Source organism: Mycobacterium sp. URHD0025 (genome assembly GCF_000426065.1).
Classification (GTDB): Bacteria; Actinomycetota; Actinomycetes; order Mycobacteriales; family Mycobacteriaceae; genus Mycobacterium.
Genome location: NZ_AUEQ01000011.1, coordinates 133,402 through 155,456, shown reverse-complemented (window position 1 = coordinate 155,456; position 22,055 = coordinate 133,402). Strand labels below are relative to the sequence as shown.

Below are 22,055 nucleotides of genomic sequence, written 5' to 3'. Positions count from 1 at the left end.
ACTATTACAGTTGGGCGTCCCGGAATGTTCTCGGGGCAGGTTGCCCATCCTCGGGAGGTCGTGTCGATGACGTCGCAGACGAAGGCCCGGACCCGGGTTGGCGCAATGAAGGACGAAAGCTGCGGCGGCACCGTGGCCTATCGCATGCATGTGATGGCCCGCGACGTGGTGGAGCTGACCGTCAATGCCGGAGGGCTGATCGTCGACCGGATGATGAGCGGCTGGCGGGTGACGGTTCAGCTTGTCGAGGGCGCCGGCCCCGGCGGTGACGATGCACGCCCGGTGCAGATCCTGGGCGCCGAACTGGTCGATGCCGAGGCGTCTTCGGCACACCGGGACGAGGAAGAGTGCGTCCTGGTGATGAGCGGCGACGCGTTCGCGCGGATGACGTCGGCGCAGCGCAGGCAATTCCCGACCGAATGGGCCGAAGTGCTCGTCTGGGGCGAATCCCCTGAGCCCGCCCAACTGTTCGGGCACGACCTCAGTGCGGCGGCGCAGGCCTTCAAAGCCCTGGCGAGCGCCGCCGCCGGTGTCCCTGGAGATCAGGTGACCGTTGCCGAGAACTTCACCTCGATGACCGCCGTGAGCGGTGAGGTGCCGCTGCGCGCCTGAGTCAACGACAACTCAGGCCTTGGTGAGCTGCTTCTGCTCGTAGAGGCGTGCCCACTCCGCGCGTGGACGGATCGAGGTGTCGACATCGGTGGCCTTGGCGCGCAGCGCGCCGACGTTGGCCTGATCGCGGGCAGTGTGCTGGAACGGATCCCAGCTGAAGAACCGCGCGGAGTTCTCCCAGGTGATCTTGTTGATGTCGGAATCGCTTGCGCCCGCGGCATTCAGCTCGGCCAGCACCTGCTCGGGTGCGTCCGGCCAGAAGCAGTCGGAGTGCGGATAGTCGCATTCCCACGCGATGTTGTCGATCCCGATCTCATGGCGCAGTTTCAGCGACGTCTTGTCGGTCACGTAGCAGGCCAGTGAGTGCTCGCGGAACACGTCGGAGGGCAGCTTGTCACCGAAGTCGCGGCGCAGCCACTTCTGGTTGGTGTAGTGACGATCGCTACGGTCCAGATAGAAAGGAATCCAACCGATTCCGCCTTCGGAGAAGGCGAACTTCAGGTCGGGGTAGTTGCGCATGGCCGGTCCCCACAGCAGGTCCTGGGCGCACATCGCCGAAACCTGGGTGGCCAGGATGATCAGGTTGTCGATCGGGGCGTCCTTGGCCATCGAGATCGCGCCGAATCCGGTGCCGATGTGCAGGCACATCACCACGTTCTCCTCGGACAGGGTGCGGAACACCGGACCCCAGTAATCCTCGTCGAAGTAGCTGGGCAGGCCTTCGAGGTGCGGCAGTTCCGGCATGGTGACCGCTCGGCAGCCCTTGGCGGCGACGCGACGGATTTCGGCGCACATGGCCTCGGGGTTCCAGGTCGGCATGATCGCGATCGGGACGAACCGCCCCGGGTAGGAACCGGCCCACTCGTCGATGTGCCAGTCGTTGTAGGCGGACACCATCACCAGCGTGATGTCTTCGCGGGTCATGTTGAGGTGCCGTGCTGAGAACCCGGTGAAGGTCGGGAAACACATCGACGCGAGGATGCCGTTCCGGTTCATGTCGCGGACCCGCTCGTGCACGTCGTACACACCCGGACGCATCTCGGCGAAACCGGCCGGATCGCGGCCCCACTCCTCGGCCGGCCACGACACCACGGCGTTGAGACCGGACACGCCCTGCGGGCGGCCCTGATACATCCACTGGTCGACGCCCTTGTCGTCGGTCACCACGATCGGGGCTTCGGGCTTGAACTTCTCCGGCACGTGGTTGAGGAACATGTCGGGCGGCTCGACGACGTGGTCGTCGATGCTGATGAGGATCAGGTCGTCTTTTTTCATATTGCTCCTCGCGTGCGCGCTTGCATGATTCAACTAGTACCCTCGGACAGCGTGACCGTCTCTGCACTTTCGGACAGAGGTTTGACTCAATCGGCCAACCTGTCGAGGCCGGTCATCGAGTTGCGCCGGGGCGGTCGCGCACTGGCGGGCAGCTACCTCTACGAGGGCGACGGGCTGATCACCGGATGGCACTCGCACGAGGTGCACCAGATCGAATACGCGCTGCACGGAGTCGTCGAGGTGGAAACCGACGCCGCGCACTATCTGTTGCCGCCGCAACAGGCCGCCTGGATTCCGGCCGGTCTGCAGCATCAGGCGGTGATGAACCCGGACGTCAAGACCGTGGCGGTGATGTTCGATGCGCAGATGATCGCCGATCCGGGGGATCGGGCCAGGATCATCGCGGTCTCGCCGCTGATCCGCGAAATGATGATCTACGGGCTGCGCTGGCCGGTCGACCGTGCCCATGGAGACGACACGTCCGACACGTTCTTCCGCACGCTGGCCAACCTCGTCGCCGATGCGCTCGATCACGAAGCTCCGCTGAGCCTGCCGACCACCGAGCATCCCATCGTGGCCGCCGCGCTGGCCTACACCAAGGAACATCTCGCCTCGGTGAGCGCAGAGGACGTCAGCCGGGCCGTTGCGGTGTCCGAGCGCACGTTGCGCCGCTTGTTCGCCGAGACGATCGGGATCTCTTGGCGCACATACCTTCTGCATGCCCGGATGTTGCGGGCAATGGCGCTGCTGGCCGGGCCCGATCAGTCGGTGCAGGCTACCGCCACAGCCGTGGGATTCGAGAACCTCAGCTCGTTCACCCGATGTTTCAGTCAGTTCTGTGGCGAGACTCCGTCGGCGTACCGGTATCGCGCCCGTGAGGAGCATCTGGAACAGCCAATCCGGCCCGTTCGACACTGAGCAGACTCTCGGTGTGATGCTCGGCCCGGTAGGCCGCGCCGCCGCCGTTGATGCCGAAAAGCCGCTTGCTCCAGAGCAACCAGACGACCGCGGCCAGGTTGATCGCCAGCGCCCCGACGCGCAGGACGGTCACCTTCTCGGTCAACTCGTAGATCTCCAGCGGCAGGAAGACGCCGGTGGCGATCACCGCGAAGTACTCGCCCCATCGTTTCATCAGCCACAGTCCGACGGCCTCGGTGAACTCGATCAGGGCATAGGCGGCCACCCCGACGGCGATCCACACCAAGGTGGCCGAGGACAACGTGAAGGCCTCACCGATATGCCGCACGATTTTGGAATCGTCGATGTTCCAACCGATTTGATCCGCGAGCGGCCGCATCAGCGGGATGTCTTTCTCGAAAGCGTCCTGCAGCTGGCTGCGTGACGCCCGGACCTTGAGAACGCCGGCCGCCAGCAGCAGGAACACGACGCCGCGTACCGCGCGCTCTACGGCCAACAGCCGCATCAGGGTCCGGTCGCGCAGCAGCCGCCCGCGCGGGATCTCCGGTGCGGTGTCGGCGGGTCCGTGACCGCGCGGAGGGCCGACGACGAACGTCTCGCACCGCAGACAACGCCACGCCTCGCCGACGGGCGTCTCTACCCGCAACCGGTCGCGCAGCTCCGGTTCATCGGGGGCGAACGTCGCATGCCCGCGCAGCCCACACGACCGCAGGGCGAAATCCACCATGCCAGCACCGTAGCGGGGTGGGGTCCGTCAGGCCCGGCAGCTGAGCTCCATGCTGTCGCTGTCGCGGGCCAGGAAGTTCACACTGACATAGCCGTTCGCCGCATCCCGGACATGATCGAGGTAAGGCTGGGTGTCGGCCATCGACGTGTTGTCCGCGACCACGAGTGCACCCGTGGTCAACCTCGGCTGCAACAGCTCGAGCACCGGCAGGTAGAGCTCCTTCCAGCCGTCGAGCAGGACGAACCCGATGTCGCCGGTCACGGACTTCAGCGTCTCCAGCGCATCGCCTTCCAACACGGTGATGACGTCGTCCAGCCCGGTGTCGGCGAACGTCTGCTTGGCCGACGCGATCTTGGTGGTGCTGAGCTCGGTGGTGAAAACGTGTCCAGAACCGTTGTCGCGCACAGCAGATGCCAGGTGCAGGGCCGAGAGGCCGAACGACATCCCGAACTCGACCACGACCGCGGGCCTGGTGGCCCGAACCAGGGAGTACAGCAGCCGGCCGGCTTCCCGCGTGACCGGCATATAGATGTCACTGAGCGCATCCGCACGCTCCTGTGCACTGGCCTTGGACAGATCGGCGAATCGGCGGGAACCGTCTTCACGCAGTTGCGCGAACTGCTGATCGCTGGCCGCGTACATCCGGTCCAGCGCGGCTGCGACGGTGGAATCGTTGAGGGTGGTCACGTCAACGAAACTACGCCGGGGGGTGAATTATGGCCGGTGTGCGAAAAACACGAGCACTTCCGTTGTTGTCCCTAGCGGCCACGTTCGTTCTGGCCCTCGCCACGCTGCTGGCGCCGGCCGCCGCGGCGGGCGGCTACCGCTCCATCACCCTGACCTTCGTCCGTCACGCGCAGTCGGCAGGTAACGCCTCGGGCCTGATCGACAGCTCCACCCCTGGTCCGCCGCTCACCGAGCTGGGCCGGACGCAGGCCGTCGCCAGCGCACAGCGGCTGGCGCCCAACCATTACGACGGCATCTTCGCCTCCACCATGGTCAGGACCCAGCAGACCGCCCAGCCCATGGCCGACACCCTGGCCGAACCCATCACCGTGCTCCCCGGGCTGCACGAGGTCGAGGCGGGTGACTACGAAGGCCAGCCCGAGGCGAGCGCCGTACAGACCTATTTCGCGGCGCCCGAGCGGTGGCTGCGCGGCGACCGGAACGCGCGGATACCCGGCTCGATCGACGGCAACGAGTTCGACGCCCGCTTCGACGAGGCGGTACAGCAGATCTACGACAGCGGCGACGACGAACCCGTCGCCTACTCGCATGGGGCCGCGATCATGCTGTGGGTTCAGATGAACGTCGTGAATCCCGACCCCGAACTGTTGATGCGGCACCCGCTGGACAACACCGGCTATGTGGTGGTAAAGGGCAACCCGACCGATGGCTGGACGCTGACCGACTGGGATGGCGCCGGAACGTAGCTGACGATGTGATCTCCGGGCCATAAACTGCCAGAATGCGGCGCCGGTCACGTCTGGCTCGAAGCACGTCCGGGCGCGGTTAGTGTGTGCCATGGCACGGAGATGGGAGCGGAGCGATGAGGTTTCTGCCATGAGGTTTCGGGTGTTGCCGTATGTGAGCGTCGTGGTAGACGACCGGGTACGGCAGCGGATGCGCAGCGCGGGCGAGCGGCTCCGGGTCAACCTCAGGGGGTACCTCCGCACCGCCGCCGATGAAGTCGAGACCGCCAGCGGCCGGGTCCGGCACCTCTGCGACACCGCGGTGGACCGCGTCGATCTCGCGGTGGCCAGCGTCAACGACAAGATCGCTCCCGCCCCGCCGGCCGCTCCAGCAGACTCCTCCGACGAGCCGCCGAAGCGCCACCTGCAGGTCGTCTGACCCAAGGCGGCGCTTCAACCGCCAGCGCTCTACGGTTGAAGGGCACGGGCCTTCTCCCCGCTTGAGGGGGCCGACACACTGGCCCGAAAGGGGTTGACGAGGCTTGCTCGGCAACAGTCTTGCGGTGCTGTTCGCCCTGTGCGCAGCGGTTTTCGCGGCCGTCGGCATCGTGGTGCGACAGCGCGCCACCATGGATGTCCCAGCCGAGAAGGGCGTCAGCACAGTCATGCTGCGTACGTTGCTGCGCCGCAGGCTGTGGTGGGCAGGCACCGCGTCCGCGGTCGCCGGATACGTGTTCCAGGCGCTGGCGCTGGGCTTCGGCTCACTGCTGCTCGTCCAACCTGTGCTCGTTTCGGCGTTGCTGTTCGCGTTGCCGCTGAGCGCGCGGCTGGCGCACCGGAAAGTCAGCCGGGCCGAATGGGTCTGGGCCCTGCTGTTGACCGGGGCGCTGACCGTCTTCGTCGCGCTGGCCAGGGCCAGCACCGGAACCTACTCGGTGTCGGTCACCACCACCATCACCGTCGCCGTCGTGTGTGCGGCGGCCGTCACCCTCTGTGTGCTGCTCGCTACCCGCAGCAACGACTGGCGTCGAGCGGTGCTGCTGGCGCTGGCGGTGGGCGTGATGTTCGGCGTGGTCGCGGTGCTGACCAAGATCGTGATGCACACGATCACTGAGAGCAGCGTGCTCACCGCGCTGACCACGCCGGCCCTCTACCTGGTGGTGATGCTCGGTGTGGTCGCCACCCTGCTGCAGCAGTCGGCGTTCCACGCCGGGTCGTTGCAGACCTCGGTGCCCACCATGTTGGTGTTGGAGCCCGTGGTCGCGGTGGTGCTCGGCTCGGTAGTACTGGGTGAGCACCTGTCCATCACCGGCTGGGAACCGGTGGCGCTGTCGGTGGCGGTCGGCGCGATGGCGGCGGCCACCATCGCCCTCGGTCGTGACGAGGGCGCCTACGAGGAGAAGCTCGAAGCCGAACTCGAAGTCAAGACCACCGGGTAGCAACCCGCTACGGGTTGATCGTGTTCTCGCCGATCTGGCGGCCCCACACGTACTCGGCCATCAGCGGCTGGCCGAGCTCGAAGTGGTTGTAGGGCGCGATCGACGCGCCGATGTCCATCACCAGGTACGGGGCCGGCCACAGGTCCCTGGTGACAGGCTGCCAGCAGCCGGGCCGGCCCTCGGGACCACCGGTCGCGTTCACCCGAGGCAGGTTGTCCGGGTACACCCACGGGTTGGGTGCACCGACCAGGAAGTCCTGCAGCTCGAATCCGTAGCCGTTGCGGGTCTGCTGGGCGAACTTCGGCGCGGCCTCGGCGTAGTTGTGGATCATGCAGTACAGCGCCGGGCTGTTGCGGTCCAGCATCGCGCTGACCGGCAGCAGATCCTGGGCGCCCCGGACCAGGTAGGGCCCGCCGCGCTCGAAGATGTCCCCGCCGGTGTTGCCGAAACCGACCGCGGCCACCAGGGCCTGATCCAGGTTTCCGCGCTGTTGGTTCAGGGTGCGGGCGGTGGTGACGGCGTTGGCCAGGCCGTCGAAAAGATCCGGCGCGGCATTGGCGTAGACCTCGCCCAGATCGGCCAATCCCGCGATGTCCCGGCGGATCTGAGGCATGCGGCCGTTGAGGTCGACAAGGATGGTGTTGCCGTTGACGATGGACTCACCGAATTTGTCGCCGAGGCCGTCGAGCGCCTGGGCGGTGGCAGTCAGGGTCTCGTTCAGCTTGATCGGGTCGATCTGCTCGGAGATCGCGGTGATCGTCTCGAACAGCGTGTTGAATTCCGTCGTCACACCTTTGGCGCGGATCGGCGTGTCGGGCGAGATCCGCTGCGGCGACGGATTGTCCGGTGCGACGAACGAGATGTACTTGTTGCCGAACACCGTGGTGGCCTTCAGCTCGGCCGTCACGTTCTCCGGGATCAGCTTGAGGTATTTGGGCTTGACGTCCAGGGTGAGCTCGGCCTGCTGCTCACCATCGACTTCGGTCACGTCCACAGCGGACAGCCGGCCGATGGGCACCCCGTTGAACGTGACCTTCGAGCCCGGATCCATCGACAGGCCCGACCGGTTGGCCAGCACGGTGAGTTGCGTCTTCTCCTCGAACGCCCCGCGGAACTGCATCCACGTCAACACCAGCACAGCGACCAGCAGAAGGGCCATGCCCGCGCACGCGGTCTTGTACGGCGGGTCGTACCGCCAGTGCTTGAACCGCTGTTCGAAGCGGTCCCGCGGTGTCACGGTGGGTGAGGCCACGCGCAAACCTCCGAATTATTGACGCAGCCAAAAAACTAAGATCAGCAAACTGTCCCAAACATTTAGAGATAAGTGCAACTACCGAAGCCCCGGTGCGGCGAATATCAAGTCCGCCGCACTGGGAGACCCCCGTCACAGCGTATGCGCTGATCAGGTATTACGACCGCCATTCACGCCGACGATCTGGCCGGTGATGTAACCGGCCTCTTCGGAAATCAGGAACGAACACGTGGCGGCGATGTCCTCGGGCTTGCCCATTCTGCGCACCGGAGTCGCGTCGATGGTGTTGCGAATATCGCCCAATTCGCCGCGAGATTCCGCGGCGCGCAGCATCGGGGTGTCGATGAAACCCGGCGGAACGGCGTTGACGGTGATCCCGGCCGGACCGAATTCCAGTGCCAGAGACTTGGTCAGCCCGTTGACGGCCGACTTGGCGGCCACATAGTCGGACATGTACGGGACACCGGAATGCGTGCTGGACGACGAGATATTGACGATGCGGCCCCAGCCGGCGGCGATCATGTCGGGCAGCGCGGCCTGCACGACGTGGAAGACGCCGTTGAGATTGACGTCGACGACCTTCTGCCAACGCTCGAAGGTCAGGTCGGTGAACGGCGTGAAATCGCTGAGCCCGGCCGAGTTGACCAGAATCGTGACGGGTCCCAGTTGCTCGCGAACCGCTTTGAAAACGGCATCGACCTGGGCCCGGTCGGTGACGTCGGCCGCATAGGAGTGCTCGTCCTCAGTCGCGTTGAGGTCGAGGGTGGCCACCTGGTATCCGTCGGCCGCCAGCCGGTCCGCGATCGCCTTCCCGATTCCGGATGCCCCTCCGGTCACCAATGCTGTTTTCTGCTGCGGGCTGGTCATGCTTGTTCCTTTCGACAACGTGTTGAACATCAATTGTTTTCGTCAACGGCGGGGGCACGTAGGCCGAGTGTGCGGCGCGCGGCGTCGATCAGGTAGCCGGACAGGTCCTCGTCGGAGGTGCCCTCCGCGGCGACGCCTGCGGCGCCGGCGATGCCGGAGAACACCATGGCCGCCTTGACCGTTCCGGCCGGGCCGGGATCGACGTCGGCCAGCAGGGCCATCTGACGGTCGATCACGCCGACCCACTCCGGTCGGTTACGCAGCGCCTCGTTCACACTCGGATCGTTGGCCAGAGCGGACACCAGGGCACGGTTGCGGACCGCCAGTTCGACGTAGCCGCACACCATCTGATCGGCGCGGGCAGCCGCGGTGCGCTGTCGCTCGGCATCGTCGATCACGGTTCTCACCCGGGTCAGGAACGGTTCTACGACCGCGCTCAACAATTGCTCGCGGGTCCGGAAGTGGTAATAGATCGCTGCCTTGGTGAAGCTCAACTCATCGGCGATCATCTGCAGCGATGTGCCGGCGAAGCCGTGGCGGGTGATCAGCCGGACCGCGGCCTCGACGAGGCGCTCGCGGGTGGCCCCGGCGGCGTTCGCGGCGTGATCCATTCGACTCCTCCTTCCATGTGCATTCTTAGCCGATCTACTTTACGATCGTAAAGGAGGCTACTGGAAGGACTGTGCGGATGCTGACGCCGTTGCCGGCAGAGGATTGGGACGATCAGGCCCGCGAGGCGCTCGCCTCGACGGTGCCGCCGGAGCGCCGCCGCCCCGACAAGGTGGGCAATGCACTCGCGACGCTCGTGCGCCACCCCACCCTGGCCGGCGCCTTCCTGCCCTTCAACACCTACCTGCAGAAGGAGTCCACGCTGCCCGAGCGGATCCGTGAACTCGTGATCCTGCGAACCGCGTACCACCACGGCTGCGTGTACGAGTGGGGCCATCACAGCGCGATGGCGGTGCATGTCGGGCTTACCGAGGGCGATATCGAGGCGGCCCAAAGCGGTTCAGCCGCAGATGCATTCGACCAGGCCGTGCTCGACGCCGTCGACGAGCTGCACACCGGCTCACGGATCTCCGCGCCGACCTGGGAACGCCTGGGGCAGCGTCTCGACGACCGGCAGCGCATGGACCTGATGTTCACCTTCGGCGGCTACAGCACGCTGGCCTTTGCCCTCAACACCTTCGACGTGCAACTGGAGGACGGCGCGGGCACCGACGAGTACTACGCCTCGGTGGGAAGCTAGACCGCCTTGTGCACCTTCGCGGCCGCTGATTCGGGCATGGGCTCGTAACGGGCGAAGGACCGGGTGAACGCCCCGGCGCCATGCGACAGCGACCGCAGGTCGATCGCGTACCGGGTCAACTCGACCGCGGGAATCTCGGCCTTCACCACGGTCCGGCCCTCCTCGGCCTGGTCGGTGCCGAGCACCCGTCCGCGGCGGCCGGCGAGATCACTCATCACCGCACCCACCAGATCGTCGGGCACCATCACGGTCACGTCATCGATGGGTTCCAGAAGGTTCACGCCCGCGGCCGCGGCGGCCTCACGCAACGCCAGCGCGCCGGCCGCCTGGAAAGCGAAATCCGACGAGTCGACACTGTGCGCCTTGCCGTCGACCAACGTCACCCGGATGTCGACGACGGGATAGCCGCCGTCCCCGTGATCGCGGCCGATGCCCTTCTCCATCTGAGCCCGCACACCCTTCTCGACACTCGGGATGAACTGGCGGGGGACGGCTCCGCCCACGACCTTGTCGACGAACTCGAAGCCGCTGCCCTCGGGCAGCGGCTCGACCTCGATATCGCAGACCGCGTACTGGCCGTGCCCGCCGGACTGCTTGACATGCCTGCCATGACCTTTCGCCTTGCCGCCGAGCGTTTCTCGCAGCGGCACGCGCAACTCGACGGTGTCCACCGACACCCCGTAGCGTCGCGACAGCGCATCGAGGACCACACCGGCATGCGCCTCACCCATGCACCACAGCACGATCTGATGGGTCTCCGGGTTCTGTTCGATCCGCAGCGTGGGATCCTCGGCGGCCAACCGCTGCAGCCCGACCGACAGCTTGTCCTCGTCGGTCTTGGCACGGGGCTGCACGGCAATCGGAAGCAGCGGGTCCGGCATCGTCCACGGTCGCAACACCAGTGGATCGGACTTGTCGCTGAGGGTGTCACCCGTCTCGGCCCGGCTGAGCCGTCCGATCGCACAGATGTCACCTGCCACCACCGTCGGCGCCGGGCGCTGCTGCTTGCCCAGCGGGAAGGACAGGGTGCCGATGCGCTCGTCCTCATCGTGGTCGGCGTGGCCGGCGATCGAGCCTGAGTCGGCGTGACCGTGCGAAGCGCCCGGTGTCACCGAGCCGTTGAACGCAGAAAAATGGCCCGACACATGCACGGTGGCGTCGGGCCTGATGGTGCCGGAGAACACCCGGACCAGGCTGACCCTGCCCACATAGGGATCCGACGTCGTCTTCACCACCTCGGCCAGCAGCGGACCGGACGGATCGCAGGCCATCGGCTTGCGGGTGGCGCCATTGGCGCCGAACACCTCGGGCAGACGGTGCTCGGGCGGCGACGGGAAGCCGCGGGTGGCGATCTCCAGCAGTTCCAGCGTGCCGACTCCGGATGCGCTGCACACCGGGATGACCGGGAAGAAGGAGCCGCGGGCCACGGCCTTCTCCAGGTCGGCGATCAACACGGACTCGTCGATCTCCTCGCCGCCGAGATAGCGCTCCATGAGCGTCTCGTCCTCGGACTCCTCGATGATCCCCTCGATCAGGGAGCCGCGCAGTTCGGCGATCTGGTCGTCGTATGAGCCGTCTGGCGGCCGGGTGGTGCGGGTACCGCCGCTGTAGTCGTAATGCGTGCGGGTGAGCAGCCCGATCACCCCGTCGCCGGAGCCGGCGGGGAAGTACAACGGCGCCACCTTGTCACCGAAGGCCCGCTGGGCACCGGCCAGTGCGTCGGCGTAGTTCGCCCTGGCGTGGTCGAGCTTGGTGATGACGACGGCGCGGGGCATACCCACCGCCGCGCATTCCTGCCACAGCGACTTCGTCGGCTCGTCGATGCTCTCGTTGGCCGCGATGACGAACAGTGCGCAATCGGTGGCCCGCAGCCCGGCGCGCAGCTCCCCGACGAAGTCGGCGTATCCGGGGGTGTCGATCAGGTTGACCTTGATTCCGTTGTGCTGCAGGGGCGCCAGCGCCAGACCGACCGAGCGTTGCTGACCGATCTCGGCGTCGTCGAAATCGCACACCGTCGACCCGTCGACCACAGAACCCGCACGCGTCAGCACCCCGGCGGCGACCAGGAGCGCTTCCACGAGCGTGGTCTTGCCCGCACCCGATGGGCCGACGAGCGCCACGTTCCGGATGGCGGCGGGACTGTCCGCGGTGGGCACGGTCCCGTTTCCGGCCGAGTGAGTCTTGTCCGCCATGGCATTCCTCCTGGGGTCCCTGCCGTCCACCATTCCCCGATGTGACCTGGGACACAAGTGCCGCCGCGCTCACACCTGCCAGGAGGACCAGCGGGTGACCTCGACCGTGATGACCGGGCCGTTGAGCGCAATGCGCTCGTACTGCGGGTATTTCGCGCGCAACAGGCCGTAACCGGTGGCCATCGCATCACCGCTGTGATGGACCGCGGCCCGGCCGTCGGCCCGCACCCACCACAGCTGGGCCCACTCGTCGGAGTAGTGGTCCACCAGCAGGCTGACCCGGGAATCGCCCTCGATGTTGGCCAGGCGCCGCAGGCGCTGGGTGGACTTCGGTTTGGCGTCCACCGCGCTGTAGATGGTGGCCGCCGCGTCCGTGCTCGACTCGGCGGGCACGTGGACCGCGAATACCACCGGCACCAGGTGCGGTGCGCCGTCGGCGCCCAGTGTTCCGAGCACAGCGCACGGCGCGCTTGCGAACCGGGCAATGGCCTCGACGCCGGGCATGAACCCAGAGTAGGCGCACTGAGCTGCCGGTATCCCTCAGTTGCGTGGATGGCGCGGGTGCGGGGCGACGCTGATCGGCGAGCGGGTGACCGGCGTGCGGGTGACACCGATCTCGGGCTTCTTGGTCTCGGTGGGCCGATGCGTGGGCCGGTACGCCGGGGCCTGCGGTGTCTCCGGCGGCGGTGCAGGTGGCGGTTCCGGGGGAGCGGGCGGGACACCCACCCGCAGCGTCGGCGACGGCGTAGGGGCGGTGGCCGACGGCTGTGGTGACGGTGTGGTCGCCGGTGACCGGGATGCCGGCGAATCCCCAAGCAGCAAAAGCACACCCGAGACCACGATGGCTCCCGCGGCGACCGCGGTGGCGACCAGCGCGATGATGGCCGGGCGGGTGCGGTACCACGGCAGCGGTGCCGGCTTGAAGCTCCAGCCGTCGAGTTCGAAGGTGCCGCCTGGTCCGGGAACAGACATCACGTGATGCTAACGCCCAGCCTCACGCGATGCGTCTCACGTTCGGCGAGGTCGCGATAGGGTGCCCGTGCGCACTCGGAGAGCATCGGAGGAATTGGCAATGATCGCATCCCGGATCGCGACGGTGTCCGCACTGGCCGTGTCGGCCCTCGTCGCGGTGGGTCTGGCCGCGTGCGCGCCGCCGCAGAAGGAAGCTTCGGGCGGCAAGACCGACACCGGTGTCAAGGTCGCCGAGGCGAAGTCGGCCGCGGATTTCGGCGGGATGGACAAGCTGGTCGAGGCCGCCAAGGCCGAGGGTGAGCTGAATGTGATTGCGTTGCCGCCGGATTGGGCCAACTACGGTGCGATCATCAAGGCCTTCTCGGACAAGTACGGCATCAAGGTGAACTCGGCGCAACCCGACGGTTCCAGTCAGGAAGAGATCAACGCCGCCAACCAGCAGAAGGGCAAGAGCACCGCGCCCGACGTGTTCGACCTGGGACAGTCGGTAGCCCTGGCGAATACGTCGATGTTCGCGCCCTACAAGGTGGCCACGTTCGACGACATCCAGGACAACCTCAAGGACCCCGACGGTACCTGGGTCAACGACTACGGCGGCTTCATGTCGATCGGATTCGACTCGACCAAGGTTCCGCCGATCACCTCCGTCGACGACCTGCTCAAACCCGAGTACCACGGCAAGGTCGCGCTCAACGGCGATCCGACCCAGGCCGGCGCCGCCTTCGCCGGGGTGCTGATGGCCGCGGTGTCCCAGGGCGGGTCGGCCGACGACATCGCCCCCGGTGTGGAATTCTTCGCAAAACTGAAGGAAGCGGGCAACTTCCTGCCGCTGGATCCGACGCCCGCCACCATCGCATCGGGTCAGACTCCGGTGGTGATCGACTGGAACTACCTCAACGGCACCGAAAGCCAGAAGGTCCCCGGCTGGCAGGTGATCGTTCCCCATGAAGCCCTGGTTGCCGGCTACTACTACCAGGCGATCAACAAGGATGCGCCGCATCCGGCGGCCGCCCGGCTGTGGCAGGAATTCCTGTTCAGCGACGAGGGCCAGAACCTCTACGCCAAGGGCGGAGTACGTCCGGTGCGCGCCGACAAGATGATCCTGGCAGGTACCGCGGACCGCGCCGCCTTCGGCCAGTTGCCGCCCATCGACGGTCCGGTGACCGTCGCGACCCAGGCCCAAACCGACACGGCCAACAAGTATCTGGCCGACAACTGGGCCAAGGCGATCGGCTGATCCGCTCCATGCCGGGTAGGACTTCTCGCCGGGATCTGCGCGTGGACATCCGCGGCAGGATCCGGGATGCCCTGCCGCTGCTGCCGTTCGTCGCGGTGGTGACGGTGTTCCTGATCGTGCCGACCGTGACGGTGATCGTCATGGCGTTCTTCGCCGACGGATCGTTCTCTTTCGAACGCATCGCCGCACTGTTCTCCGGCACCGCCCTGGCGGCGCTGGCCAAGAGCATCGCGCTGTCGGCCAGTACGGCACTGATCGGGGCTGTGCTGGGCACGGTACTGGCCTGGTTGATCGTCAGCAGCCCGCCGGCGTCGATGCTTCGACGCGCCGTGCTGGCGCTGTGCAGCGTGCTGGCCCAGTTCGGCGGTGTGGCACTGGCTTTCGCGTTCCTCGCCACGATCGGGCTCAACGGCGTGCTGACGTTGTGGGTCAGAGAGCACCTCGGCTGGGATCTGGCCGGGTCCGGCTGGCTGTACGGACTGGCCGGGCTGATCGTGGTCTACAGCTACTTTCAGATTCCGCTGATGGTGATCGTGTTCCTGCCCGCCCTCGAAGGGCTGCGCCGCCAGTGGCGCGAGGCCGCGGTGAGCCTGGGCGCGTCGCAGTGGCAGTACCTGCGCGAGGTCGCCGTGCCGCTGTTGAGCCCGGCCTTCCTCGGCTCGACACTGTTGTTGTTCGCCAATGCTTTTGCCGCCTATGCCACCGCGGCGGCGTTGGTCAGCCAGGGCAGTCCGATCGTGCCGCTGTTGATCCGGGCCGCACTGACCAGCGAGGTCGTGCTGGGGCAATCCGGCTTCGCGTATGCGCTGGCGCTGGAGATGATCGTGGTGGTGGCCGCGGTGATGATCGCCTACAACTCTCTGGTGCGCCGGACCGCGAGGTGGCTCAGATGAATCGGGTGTCGCTGCGCTCGGCTTGTCGATGGGCACTGTGGGCCCTGTTCGGCCTGTTCTTCCTCTTCCCCCTGTACGCCATGGCGGACTTCTCCACCCGCAACCTGATCGCGGGCGGGCGCACGGCGGCATCCTGGCGCAACCTGGTGGCCGACGAGGCGCTGTACCACGCCGTCCTGATGTCCTTGTTGCTCGCGGTGTTCACCGTCATCGCGATGCTGGTTCTGTTGGTGCCGACGATGATCTGGGTGCGGCTGCGGGCCCAGTGGGCCGGGCGCTTCGTGGAGTTTTTGTGCCTGCTGCCGTTGACCATCCCGGCCCTCGTGATCGTGGTGGGTCTGCGCAACTTATACCTGTGGGTCACTTACCTTCTCGGTGAATCGGCGCTCACCCTGACGTTCGTGTACGTGGTGCTGGTGCTGCCGTTCGCCTACCGGGCACTCGATTCCGCGCTGGCCGCCATCGACCTGCAGACATTGTCGGAGGCCGCCCGATCGCTCGGGGCCGGCTGGTGGTCGACGATCGGCCGGGTGATCGTGCCCAACATCTGGTCCGGGATCCTGTCGGCCGCATTCATCTCCATCGCGGTGGTGCTCGGCGAGTACACCATCGCCTCATTGAGCGGCTTCGAGACGCTGCCGGTTCAGATCGTCGCGATCGGCAAGGTCGACGGCCCGACTTCGGTGGCCGCCTCGCTGGCCACCCTGCTGCTCGGATTCGCGTTGTTGTTGGTGTTGGCGGCCCTGACGCGGGGCCGCCGGAGAAGGTCAGGAGTTCTGCGGTGAGTGTCGGTGCCGGTGTGCGCGTTGAACTTCGTGACCTCACCCGCACTTATGGCAACGTCAACGCGCTCGACGGGCTGAGCCTGTCCATCGAACCGGGGGAGTTGGTGGCACTGCTCGGGCCGTCGGGCTGCGGCAAGACCACCGCGCTGCGCATCCTGGCCGGACTGGAAGAGGCGACCTCCGGTGCCGTGCTGGTCGGCGGGCGTGACATCAGCGTGGTGCCGGCCAACAAGCGGGACATGGGCATGGTGTTTCAGGCCTACAGCCTCTTCCCGCATCTCACGGTGCTGGACAACGTCGCATTCGGTTTGAAGATGCGCGGGAAACCCAAGCGGGACAGGCTTTTCCAAGCCGCGGACATGCTCGACCTGGTGGGCCTTGCCGCGCACAAGAACAAGTACGCCGACGAGTTGTCCGGCGGCGAGCAGCAGCGCGTGGCCTTGGCCCGGGCGCTGGCGATCGAGCCGAGAGTGCTGCTGCTCGACGAGCCGCTGTCGGCGCTGGATGCCAAAGTGCGCTCTCAATTGCGCGACGAGATCCGCCGGGTACAGCTGGAAGTCGGGACCACGACATTGTTCGTCACCCACGATCAGGAGGAAGCCCTGGCCGTTGCGGATCGGGTCGGGGTGATGAGCCACGGCAAACTCGAGCAGCTCGCCACTCCGGCCGTGCTCTATGCGCGGCCGGCGACTCCGTTCGTCGCGGAGTTCGTCGGCTTGCACAACAAGGTGCGCGCACGGGTGTCGGGTGGACGGGCCCGGCTGCTGGGTGCCGAGTTGCCGACGCTGCCCGGGTCGATCACCTCGGGTGCGGGTACCGCGATGCTGCGTCCGGAGGCGATCCGGGTGCGCGAGGATCCGGACGGGCCCGCGGTGGTCGAGTCCGTGGCCTTCCTGGGGCCGATATCCCACGTATATCTGAGCCTGCCGGACGGCTCGGTGATCCACGCGCAGCTGCCCAGCTCGCGGGCGCGCACGTTCGGCCCCGGTTTGGTCGTGAGCCTGGCTTTGGAGCGGGCCCCGGTGCTGGTGATCTAGTTCAGCCCTCGGCCCTAGACATCCTTGACCGGTTCGATTCCCAGATCGCGGTAGGTGACCAGCGCGGCGAACGGTACCCCGCGCCTGGCGAACCGTCCGGTGGCGACGTCGCCGCGGTCGACCATCGGGATGACGCCCGTGACGACGGCGCCGACTGACGTCACGCGCTCGTAGGCGATCTCGGTGGAGCCGCCCGTGCTGATGACGTCATCGACCAGCAGCACGCGGGTGCCGGGCTCGAGGCGGGTGCCCTCGATCCACTGCTCGCGGCCGCGGGACTTCTGTTCCTTGCGTACCGAGAACCACGCCTTGCCGGTCACCATGGCCACACCGTGGGCCAGCGGATCTGCGCCCATGGTCAGCCCGCCGACCGCGTCGAACTCGATGCCGCTCGCGGCAGCCAGATCGGCGACGGCCCGGCTCACGACGGCCATCCGCTCGCCGGTGTCGATGGCGTACTTGCCGTCGATGTAGTCGTGGCTCAGCTGCCCGCTGGCCAGCCGGAACGGTTCCTCGCGATGCTCGTAACCGCGGGTGCGGATCAGATCGAAGGCGGCTTGCCAGGACTGCGGGCGCTCAGGCATACCCGCGATCGTATTGCACTGCTCGGCGCGGCCTCAGGCCTGCCTGGCGCGCCGGGCCAACTCGACTGTGGCCGCCCGTAACTCACCGAACGAGCCGATCGGTGCGGCGTATCCGACGCGGATGTAGGCGTTTCCGCGATCGGTGGTGACCCGAAGGTCCAGGCCGTACCGGTCCGCGCCGGTGCACACCGCCGAGGTGGTGTCGGGATAGCCGCCGAGAGTGCGGGCCATGTCGGCGAGCGAATCGGCATGGTCGGCGTTGAGATGCGCGATGGCACCCGCGGCGTGCGGCGCGACCGGATCGGGTTCGGCGGCGGCGTACGCCTCGCCGGTGGTCGAGTCCATCCGGCCGTATCCGCCGACCCAGCGCACCCGCTGGACCCGTAGCACCCACAGCGAGAAGTCGCTGAAGTCGATGTAGTAGCGGGCGGCGGCCACCGCGTCCAGGTGAGCCTGCCGGGCGGCGGCAAGCTCGTCACCGGAGGGCCGCTCGGCGATGCCGGCCAGCGTGATGCGACTGCTGGCCAACGGATCCGAGCCGGCGTCGGGGGCGACGATGGAGATGCTGGCGCGAGGGTCACGTGCGAGGTTGCGGCCGTGCTCGGCCATGTTCGACACGCTCAGCACCGGCGCTCCGGCCAGTAATCCGTAGGTGACGAACGATGCCCACGGGTCGCCGTCGGCGGTGAGGGTGGCCAGCGTGCCGGCGTTCGTCGACGCCGCGATCGTGCGGGCTTCCTCGGCCGCAGACGGACGTGCCCCCTCGGTGACCTCCGTCAGTGGGGGAGGAACCGAAGGGGCATCACCCGGGTCGCCGTGATCAGCCACCGAGCGCGGCGATCAGGTCCTTGATCTGGGCGGTCTCGGCCTCGGTCGCGGGCTCCTCGGCCTCGACGGCCTCGATGAGGTCCTTGCGCAGGCCGACGCCGTTGGCGGCTTCCTCCGTGGACAGCTTCGCGCGGCCGCGTGCCACGTAGAGACGCTGGCCGAGTGTGGCGCCGGGGCCCTCGGACGCGGCCGTCATCAGCTCGTCGTAGCGGTGCCGCACGCCGCTGAGCGCGACGATGACGGACGGGGTGACGCGGCTGCGGCCCGCCGCCTCCGACAGCGACGTCTGCAGCTTGCGCAGACCGCTGAGCACGACCGCGGCGCGGTCGGCGTACTCAGGGTCACCGACCGGCGGTAGCGCGTCGATCGCTGCGATGTACATGTGCATCGCCGCATCGGACAGACCAACGATTACTGGTGCTTCACCGTCATTTGGTGCGGACTCACCCACAGGCCATCCCTCGTCGAATGTTCGTGATCGCCGGCCCATAGCCGACGAGGAGATCAAATGCGGGAAAAACGTAACCCGTCCTCGTCTCTTATTCAACCGTTAGTTTTTCCGCAAACATGTCCCCGCGGGCGAATCACGTTGCTGCAGGATCATTTCGGGACGCCGCCGGGTCGCCGCGGTCGCGTGCAGGTGTCGGGAACCGTTCGAGTGGGTACGTTGGAAGGCTGATGGACAACGTTCAGAACGGCCACTCGGTGGTCGAGCATCCGACCGCCGGGGAATTCACCCACGCCAGAACGCTGCCGACAGACCGTGACTGGTTCAAGCGGGCAGTGTTCTACGAGGTGCTGGTCCGTGCGTTCTACGACTCCAATGCAGACGGTGTGGGCGATCTGCGGGGCCTGACCCAACAACTCGACTACGTCAAGTGGCTGGGTGTGGACTGCCTCTGGTTGCCGCCCTTCTACGATTCGCCGCTGCGCGACGGCGGCTATGACATCCGGGACTTCTACAAGGTGCTGCCCGAGTTCGGCACCGTGGAGGACTTCGTCACGCTGCTCGACGGCGCGCACCGCAGAGGCATTCGCGTCATCACCGATCTGGTGATGAACCACACCTCTGATTCGCACGCCTGGTTCCAGGAGTCGCGACACAATCCCGACGGCCCGTACGGCGACTTCTATGTCTGGAGCGACAGCAGCGACCGCTACGCCGACGCGCGCATCATCTTCGTCGACACCGAGGAGTCCAACTGGACCTTCGACCCGGTGCGCCGACAGTTCTACTGGCACCGGTTCTTCTCACATCAGCCCGACCTGAACTACGACAACCCTGCGGTGCAGGAAGCGATGATCGACGTTCTGCGGTTCTGGCTCGATCTCGGTATCGATGGTTTCCGGCTCGACGCGGTGCCGTACCTGTTCGAGCGCGAGGGCACCAATTGCGAGAACCTGCCCGAGACCCACGCCTTCCTCAAACGCTGCCGCAAGGTCGTCGACGACGAGTTCCCCGGCCGGGTTCTGTTGGCCGAGGCCAATCAGTGGCCGGCCGATGTCGTGGAGTACTTCGGTGATCCGAATACCGGCGGCGACGAATGCCATATGGCGTTCCACTTCCCGTTGATGCCGCGCATCTTCATGGCCGTGCGCCGCGAGTCGAGGTTCCCGATCTCGGAGATCCTGGCCCAGACGCCCGCGATACCGGACATGGCGCAGTGGGGCATCTTCCTGCGCAACCACGACGAGCTGACGCTCGAGATGGTCACCGATGACGAGCGTGACTACATGTACGCCGAGTACGCGAAGGACCCGCGGATGAAGGCCAATGTCGGCATCCGCCGGCGGCTGGCCCCGTTGTTGGAGAACGATCGCAACCAGATCGAATTGTTCACCGCGATGCTGCTGTCCCTGCCCGGCTCGCCGGTGCTCTACTACGGGGACGAGATCGGCATGGGTGACATCATCTGGCTGGGCGACCGCGACAGCGTACGGACCCCGATGCAATGGACACCGGACCGCAACACCGGTTTCTCGACGGCCAATCCCGGCCGGCTGTACCTGCCACCGAATCAAGACGCCGTGTACGGCTACCAGTCGGTGAATGTCGAAGCCCAGCGCGACAGTTCGACCTCGCTGCTGAACTGGACCCGCAACATGCTGGCCGTGCGCGGCCGTCACGATGCCTTCGCCGTCGGCACGTTCCGCGAGCTGGGCGGCTCCAATCCGTCGGTGCTGGCCTATGTGCGCGAGCTCGAAGGGGAACCCGGTGTCGAGAGTGATGCCATCCTCTGCGTCAACAATCTGTCGCGGTTCCCGCAACCCATCGAACTGAATTTGCAGGAGTGGAACGGGTATACGCCCATCGAGATGTCCGGCTACGTCGAGTTTCCCAGTATCGGCCAGCTGCCGTACCTGCTGACACTGCCGGGCCACGGGTTCTACTGGTTCCAACTCCGCGAACCCGATCACGAGGCCGTGCAACTATGAATATTGAATTCGGTGACTGGCTAGGTCAGCAGAGGTGGTATGCCGGGCGCGGGCGCGAGTTGTCGGCCGCCACACCAGGTTTGGTGGTCCCACTCGACGACGACCTCGACCTCACATTGCTGAGGGTGTCCTACGCCGACGGCGGCACCGAGCGATATCAGGTGCTGGTGAAGTGGGATGCCGACCCCATTGAGGAGTACAGCTCGGTGGCCACGATCGGCAGTGGCGACGGCCGGACCGCCTACGACGCGCTCTATGACCAGGATGCGGCGCGACACCTGTTGGAGATGGTCGACCGTTCGGCCACGGTGGGCGCGCTGCGGTGCAGCAAGGAGCCCGGCGCCACGCTGCCGCTGGACGCTACGCCCCGGGTGTCGTCGGCCGAGCAGAGCAACACCAGTGTGGTGTTCGGGCAGGACGCCGTGCTCAAGGTGTTCCGCCGGATCACCCCGGGCGTCAACCCCGACATCGAGCTCAACCGGGTACTGGCCAGGGCCGGCAACCCACATGTGGCGGCATTGCTCGGATCGATGGACATCGATTGGGACGGTGAGACTTTCGCGCTCGGGATGGTGACCGAGTTCGCCGCCAACTCAGCCGAGGGCTGGGACATGGCCACCGCGAGCACCCGCGACCTGTTCGCCGAAGGTGACCTCTACGCCGACGAGGTGGGAGGGGACTTCGCCGCAGAGTCCTACCGTCTCGGTGAAGCGGTCGCCTCGGTGCACGCCTGCCTGGCCGAGGAACTCGGTACCGAGTCGGTGCCGTTCCCGGCCGAGCTCATGTCCGCTCGGCTGGCGTCCGCCGCGGAGGTGGTACCCGAACTGCGCCAACATGTCTCATTGATCGAGGACCGCTACCGCAAGCTTGCCGACGAACCGGTGACCGTGCAGCGGATACACGGCGACCTGCATCTGGGCCAGGTGCTGCGGACCCCGGAGCACTGGCTGCTGATCGACTTCGAAGGGGAGCCCGGCCAGCCGCTGGAGTTGCGTCGCAGCCCCGATTCCCCGATGCGCGACGTGGCGGGCATGGTGCGGTCATTCGAATACGCGGCGTACGCGCGTCTGGTGGAGTTGGCAGGAGAGGACGACCGGGCCCGGCAGTTGGCCGCCCGGGCCCGGGAATGGGCCGACCGCAACAGCACGGCGTTCTGTGAGGGTTATGCCGCGGTGTCCGACGCGGATCCGCGCGAGCATGGCGCCCTGCTGGCGGCCTATGAGCTGGACAAGGCGGTGTACGAGGTGGCCTATGAGGCGCGGTATCGGCCCGCCTGGCTGCCGGTACCTCTGGGTTCGGTGGCGCGTCTGCTGGGCTGAGGCCCGTCCGCTATCTTCATT

At 66.7% G+C, this 22,055-nt stretch carries 24 protein-coding genes; 12 read left to right on the top strand and 12 right to left on the bottom strand.

What is annotated here, in order from left to right; all coding sequences use genetic code 11:
• Positions 1 to 66: 66 nt before the first annotated feature.
• On the top strand, positions 67 to 612 hold the full coding sequence (locus H977_RS0117670; protein WP_155946696.1) for a hypothetical protein: 546 nt from the start codon (positions 67 to 69) through the stop codon (positions 610 to 612).
• Positions 613 to 624: 12 nt separating this feature from the next.
• Here the strand turns inward: H977_RS0117670 and H977_RS0117665 are convergent, their stop codons facing one another.
• Positions 625 to 1,887 carry an amidohydrolase family protein gene (locus H977_RS0117665; RefSeq protein WP_029109099.1) on the bottom strand — a complete coding sequence of 421 codons (1,263 nt, stop codon included), beginning with the start codon at positions 1,885 to 1,887 and terminating at the stop codon, positions 625 to 627.
• 51 nt (positions 1,888 to 1,938) lie between these two features.
• Here H977_RS0117665 and H977_RS0117660 point away from each other — a divergent pair, with 51 nt between their 5' ends.
• Entirely contained in the window at positions 1,939 to 2,805 is an 867-nt protein-coding gene (locus H977_RS0117660; RefSeq protein WP_029109098.1) for an AraC family transcriptional regulator, read from the top strand.
• Here H977_RS0117660 and H977_RS33395 read toward each other — a convergent pair.
• Both H977_RS33395 and H977_RS0117650 read right to left on the bottom strand, forming a co-directional pair.
• Positions 2,714 to 3,532: a DUF2127 domain-containing protein gene (locus H977_RS33395; RefSeq protein WP_036476323.1), complete on the bottom strand. Its 819-nt coding sequence runs from the start codon at positions 3,530 to 3,532 to the stop codon at positions 2,714 to 2,716. The two genes, H977_RS0117660 and H977_RS33395, sit on opposite strands and share 92 nt — an antisense overlap.
• Positions 3,533 to 3,559: 27 nt before the next feature.
• Positions 3,560 to 4,174 (bottom strand): O-methyltransferase, encoded by a 615-nt coding sequence (locus H977_RS0117650; protein ID WP_051288931.1) that lies wholly within the window; start codon positions 4,172 to 4,174, stop codon positions 3,560 to 3,562.
• A gap of 83 nt (positions 4,175 to 4,257) precedes the next feature.
• Between H977_RS0117650 and H977_RS0117645 the strand changes: the two genes are divergently transcribed.
• From H977_RS0117645 to H977_RS0117635, 3 genes are all read left to right on the top strand, one after another.
• Entirely contained in the window at positions 4,258 to 4,965 is a 708-nt protein-coding gene (locus H977_RS0117645; RefSeq protein ID WP_502691180.1) for a histidine phosphatase family protein, read from the top strand.
• 130 nt (positions 4,966 to 5,095) lie between these two features.
• Positions 5,096 to 5,383 (top strand): hypothetical protein, encoded by a 288-nt coding sequence (locus H977_RS0117640; RefSeq protein ID WP_029109095.1) that lies wholly within the window; start codon positions 5,096 to 5,098, stop codon positions 5,381 to 5,383.
• 103 nt (positions 5,384 to 5,486) lie between these two features.
• Positions 5,487 to 6,383 carry a DMT family transporter gene (locus tag H977_RS0117635; RefSeq protein ID WP_029109094.1) on the top strand — a complete coding sequence of 299 codons (897 nt, stop codon included), beginning with the start codon at positions 5,487 to 5,489 and terminating at the stop codon, positions 6,381 to 6,383.
• Positions 6,384 to 6,390: 7 nt separating this feature from the next.
• Here H977_RS0117635 and H977_RS0117630 read toward each other — a convergent pair whose 3' ends face one another.
• From H977_RS0117630 to H977_RS0117620, 3 genes are all read right to left on the bottom strand, one after another.
• Positions 6,391 to 7,542, bottom strand: a complete 1,152-nt coding sequence (locus H977_RS0117630) for an MCE family protein (RefSeq protein WP_081681773.1) — start codon at positions 7,540 to 7,542, stop codon at positions 6,391 to 6,393.
• Between the two features lie 243 nt (positions 7,543 to 7,785).
• Complete coding sequence (locus tag H977_RS0117625; RefSeq protein ID WP_029109092.1) at positions 7,786 to 8,502, bottom strand: SDR family NAD(P)-dependent oxidoreductase; 717 nt, start codon at positions 8,500 to 8,502, stop codon at positions 7,786 to 7,788.
• Between the two features lie 29 nt (positions 8,503 to 8,531).
• Positions 8,532 to 9,113: a TetR/AcrR family transcriptional regulator gene (locus H977_RS0117620; RefSeq protein WP_029109091.1), complete on the bottom strand. Its 582-nt coding sequence runs from the start codon at positions 9,111 to 9,113 to the stop codon at positions 8,532 to 8,534.
• 77 nt (positions 9,114 to 9,190) lie between these two features.
• Here H977_RS0117620 and H977_RS0117615 point away from each other — a divergent pair, with 77 nt between their 5' ends.
• Entirely contained in the window at positions 9,191 to 9,751 is a 561-nt protein-coding gene (locus H977_RS0117615; protein ID WP_029109090.1) for a carboxymuconolactone decarboxylase family protein, read from the top strand.
• On the opposite strand, the gene H977_RS0117610 is transcribed toward H977_RS0117615, so the two are convergent.
• The 3 genes from H977_RS0117610 to H977_RS33390 all read right to left on the bottom strand — a co-directional run bounded on the left by H977_RS0117610 (position 9,748) and on the right by H977_RS33390 (position 12,915).
• On the bottom strand, positions 9,748 to 11,943 hold the full coding sequence (locus tag H977_RS0117610) for an elongation factor G-like protein EF-G2 (RefSeq protein WP_029109089.1): 2,196 nt from the start codon (positions 11,941 to 11,943) through the stop codon (positions 9,748 to 9,750). The two genes, H977_RS0117615 and H977_RS0117610, sit on opposite strands and share 4 nt — an antisense overlap.
• 69 nt (positions 11,944 to 12,012) lie before the next feature.
• A complete protein-coding gene (locus H977_RS0117605) occupies positions 12,013 to 12,447 on the bottom strand; it encodes a TIGR03668 family PPOX class F420-dependent oxidoreductase (protein WP_029109088.1) in 435 nt (144 codons plus the stop codon).
• Between the two features lie 36 nt (positions 12,448 to 12,483).
• A complete protein-coding gene (locus H977_RS33390) occupies positions 12,484 to 12,915 on the bottom strand; it encodes a hypothetical protein (protein WP_051288912.1) in 432 nt (143 codons plus the stop codon).
• A gap of 100 nt (positions 12,916 to 13,015) precedes the next feature.
• On the opposite strand from H977_RS33390, the gene H977_RS0117595 reads away from it, so the two are divergent.
• Genes H977_RS0117595 through H977_RS0117580 form a run of 4 tightly spaced genes read left to right on the top strand, consistent with a single transcriptional unit; the run spans position 13,016 to position 16,867 of the window.
• Positions 13,016 to 14,152 (top strand): ABC transporter substrate-binding protein, encoded by a 1,137-nt coding sequence (locus H977_RS0117595; RefSeq protein ID WP_029109087.1) that lies wholly within the window; start codon positions 13,016 to 13,018, stop codon positions 14,150 to 14,152.
• Between the two features lie 8 nt (positions 14,153 to 14,160).
• Complete coding sequence (locus H977_RS0117590) at positions 14,161 to 15,045, top strand: ABC transporter permease (RefSeq protein ID WP_051288911.1); 885 nt, start codon at positions 14,161 to 14,163, stop codon at positions 15,043 to 15,045.
• Positions 15,042 to 15,830, top strand: a complete 789-nt coding sequence (locus H977_RS0117585) for an ABC transporter permease (protein WP_051288910.1) — start codon at positions 15,042 to 15,044, stop codon at positions 15,828 to 15,830. Before H977_RS0117590 ends, H977_RS0117585 begins: the two co-directional genes overlap by 4 nt.
• A complete protein-coding gene (locus H977_RS0117580; protein ID WP_029109084.1) occupies positions 15,827 to 16,867 on the top strand; it encodes an ABC transporter ATP-binding protein in 1,041 nt (346 codons plus the stop codon). The genes H977_RS0117585 and H977_RS0117580 overlap by 4 nt, the downstream gene beginning before the upstream one ends.
• Positions 16,868 to 16,881: 14 nt before the next feature.
• On the opposite strand, the gene pyrE is transcribed toward H977_RS0117580, so the two are convergent.
• The 3 genes from pyrE to H977_RS0117565 are packed head-to-tail and all read right to left on the bottom strand — an operon-like array spanning position 16,882 to position 18,661.
• Positions 16,882 to 17,451, bottom strand: a complete 570-nt coding sequence (pyrE, locus tag H977_RS0117575) for an orotate phosphoribosyltransferase (protein WP_036476320.1) — start codon at positions 17,449 to 17,451, stop codon at positions 16,882 to 16,884.
• Between the two features lie 33 nt (positions 17,452 to 17,484).
• Positions 17,485 to 18,279 carry a HugZ family pyridoxamine 5'-phosphate oxidase gene (locus tag H977_RS0117570; RefSeq protein WP_029109082.1) on the bottom strand — a complete coding sequence of 265 codons (795 nt, stop codon included), beginning with the start codon at positions 18,277 to 18,279 and terminating at the stop codon, positions 17,485 to 17,487.
• A complete protein-coding gene (locus tag H977_RS0117565) occupies positions 18,272 to 18,661 on the bottom strand; it encodes a hypothetical protein (protein WP_029109081.1) in 390 nt (129 codons plus the stop codon). Before H977_RS0117565 ends, H977_RS0117570 begins: the two co-directional genes overlap by 8 nt.
• A 296-nt stretch (positions 18,662 to 18,957) precedes the next feature.
• On the opposite strand from H977_RS0117565, the gene treS reads away from it, so the two are divergent.
• Both treS and H977_RS0117555 read left to right on the top strand, forming a co-directional pair.
• Positions 18,958 to 20,715, top strand: a complete 1,758-nt coding sequence (treS, locus tag H977_RS0117560; protein ID WP_029109080.1) for a maltose alpha-D-glucosyltransferase — start codon at positions 18,958 to 18,960, stop codon at positions 20,713 to 20,715.
• Positions 20,712 to 22,034, top strand: coding sequence for a maltokinase N-terminal cap-like domain-containing protein (locus H977_RS0117555; RefSeq protein ID WP_029109079.1), 1,323 nt, complete (start codon positions 20,712 to 20,714; stop codon positions 22,032 to 22,034). Before treS ends, H977_RS0117555 begins: the two co-directional genes overlap by 4 nt.
• Positions 22,035 to 22,055 lie beyond the last annotated feature (21 nt).

Coding starts and splice junctions, on each gene's coding strand:
- H977_RS0117640 (WP_029109095.1), top strand. CDS start 5,096: ATGAGGTTTCGGGTGTTGCCGTATGTGAGCGTCGTGGTAGACGACCGG.
- treS (WP_029109080.1), top strand. CDS start 18,958: ATGGACAACGTTCAGAACGGCCACTCGGTGGTCGAGCATCCGACCGCC.
- H977_RS0117605 (WP_029109088.1), bottom strand. CDS start 12,447: ATGCCCGGCGTCGAGGCCATTGCCCGGTTCGCAAGCGCGCCGTGCGCT.
- pyrE (WP_036476320.1), bottom strand. CDS start 17,451: ATGCCTGAGCGCCCGCAGTCCTGGCAAGCCGCCTTCGATCTGATCCGC.
- H977_RS0117625 (WP_029109092.1), bottom strand. CDS start 8,502: ATGACCAGCCCGCAGCAGAAAACAGCATTGGTGACCGGAGGGGCATCC.
- H977_RS0117670 (WP_155946696.1), top strand. CDS start 67: ATGACGTCGCAGACGAAGGCCCGGACCCGGGTTGGCGCAATGAAGGAC.
- H977_RS0117665 (WP_029109099.1), bottom strand. CDS start 1,887: ATGAAAAAAGACGACCTGATCCTCATCAGCATCGACGACCACGTCGTC.
- H977_RS33390 (WP_051288912.1), bottom strand. CDS start 12,915: ATGTCTGTTCCCGGACCAGGCGGCACCTTCGAACTCGACGGCTGGAGC.
- H977_RS0117595 (WP_029109087.1), top strand. CDS start 13,016: ATGATCGCATCCCGGATCGCGACGGTGTCCGCACTGGCCGTGTCGGCC.
- H977_RS0117650 (WP_051288931.1), bottom strand. CDS start 4,174: ATGTACGCGGCCAGCGATCAGCAGTTCGCGCAACTGCGTGAAGACGGT.
- H977_RS0117585 (WP_051288910.1), top strand. CDS start 15,042: ATGAATCGGGTGTCGCTGCGCTCGGCTTGTCGATGGGCACTGTGGGCC.
- H977_RS0117610 (WP_029109089.1), bottom strand. CDS start 11,943: ATGGCGGACAAGACTCACTCGGCCGGAAACGGGACCGTGCCCACCGCG.
- H977_RS0117620 (WP_029109091.1), bottom strand. CDS start 9,113: ATGGATCACGCCGCGAACGCCGCCGGGGCCACCCGCGAGCGCCTCGTC.
- H977_RS0117590 (WP_051288911.1), top strand. CDS start 14,161: ATGCCGGGTAGGACTTCTCGCCGGGATCTGCGCGTGGACATCCGCGGC.
- H977_RS0117615 (WP_029109090.1), top strand. CDS start 9,191: ATGCTGACGCCGTTGCCGGCAGAGGATTGGGACGATCAGGCCCGCGAG.
- H977_RS33395 (WP_036476323.1), bottom strand. CDS start 3,532: ATGGTGGATTTCGCCCTGCGGTCGTGTGGGCTGCGCGGGCATGCGACG.
- H977_RS0117555 (WP_029109079.1), top strand. CDS start 20,712: ATGAATATTGAATTCGGTGACTGGCTAGGTCAGCAGAGGTGGTATGCC.
- H977_RS0117630 (WP_081681773.1), bottom strand. CDS start 7,542: ATGGCCCTTCTGCTGGTCGCTGTGCTGGTGTTGACGTGGATGCAGTTC.
- H977_RS0117565 (WP_029109081.1), bottom strand. CDS start 18,661: ATGTACATCGCAGCGATCGACGCGCTACCGCCGGTCGGTGACCCTGAG.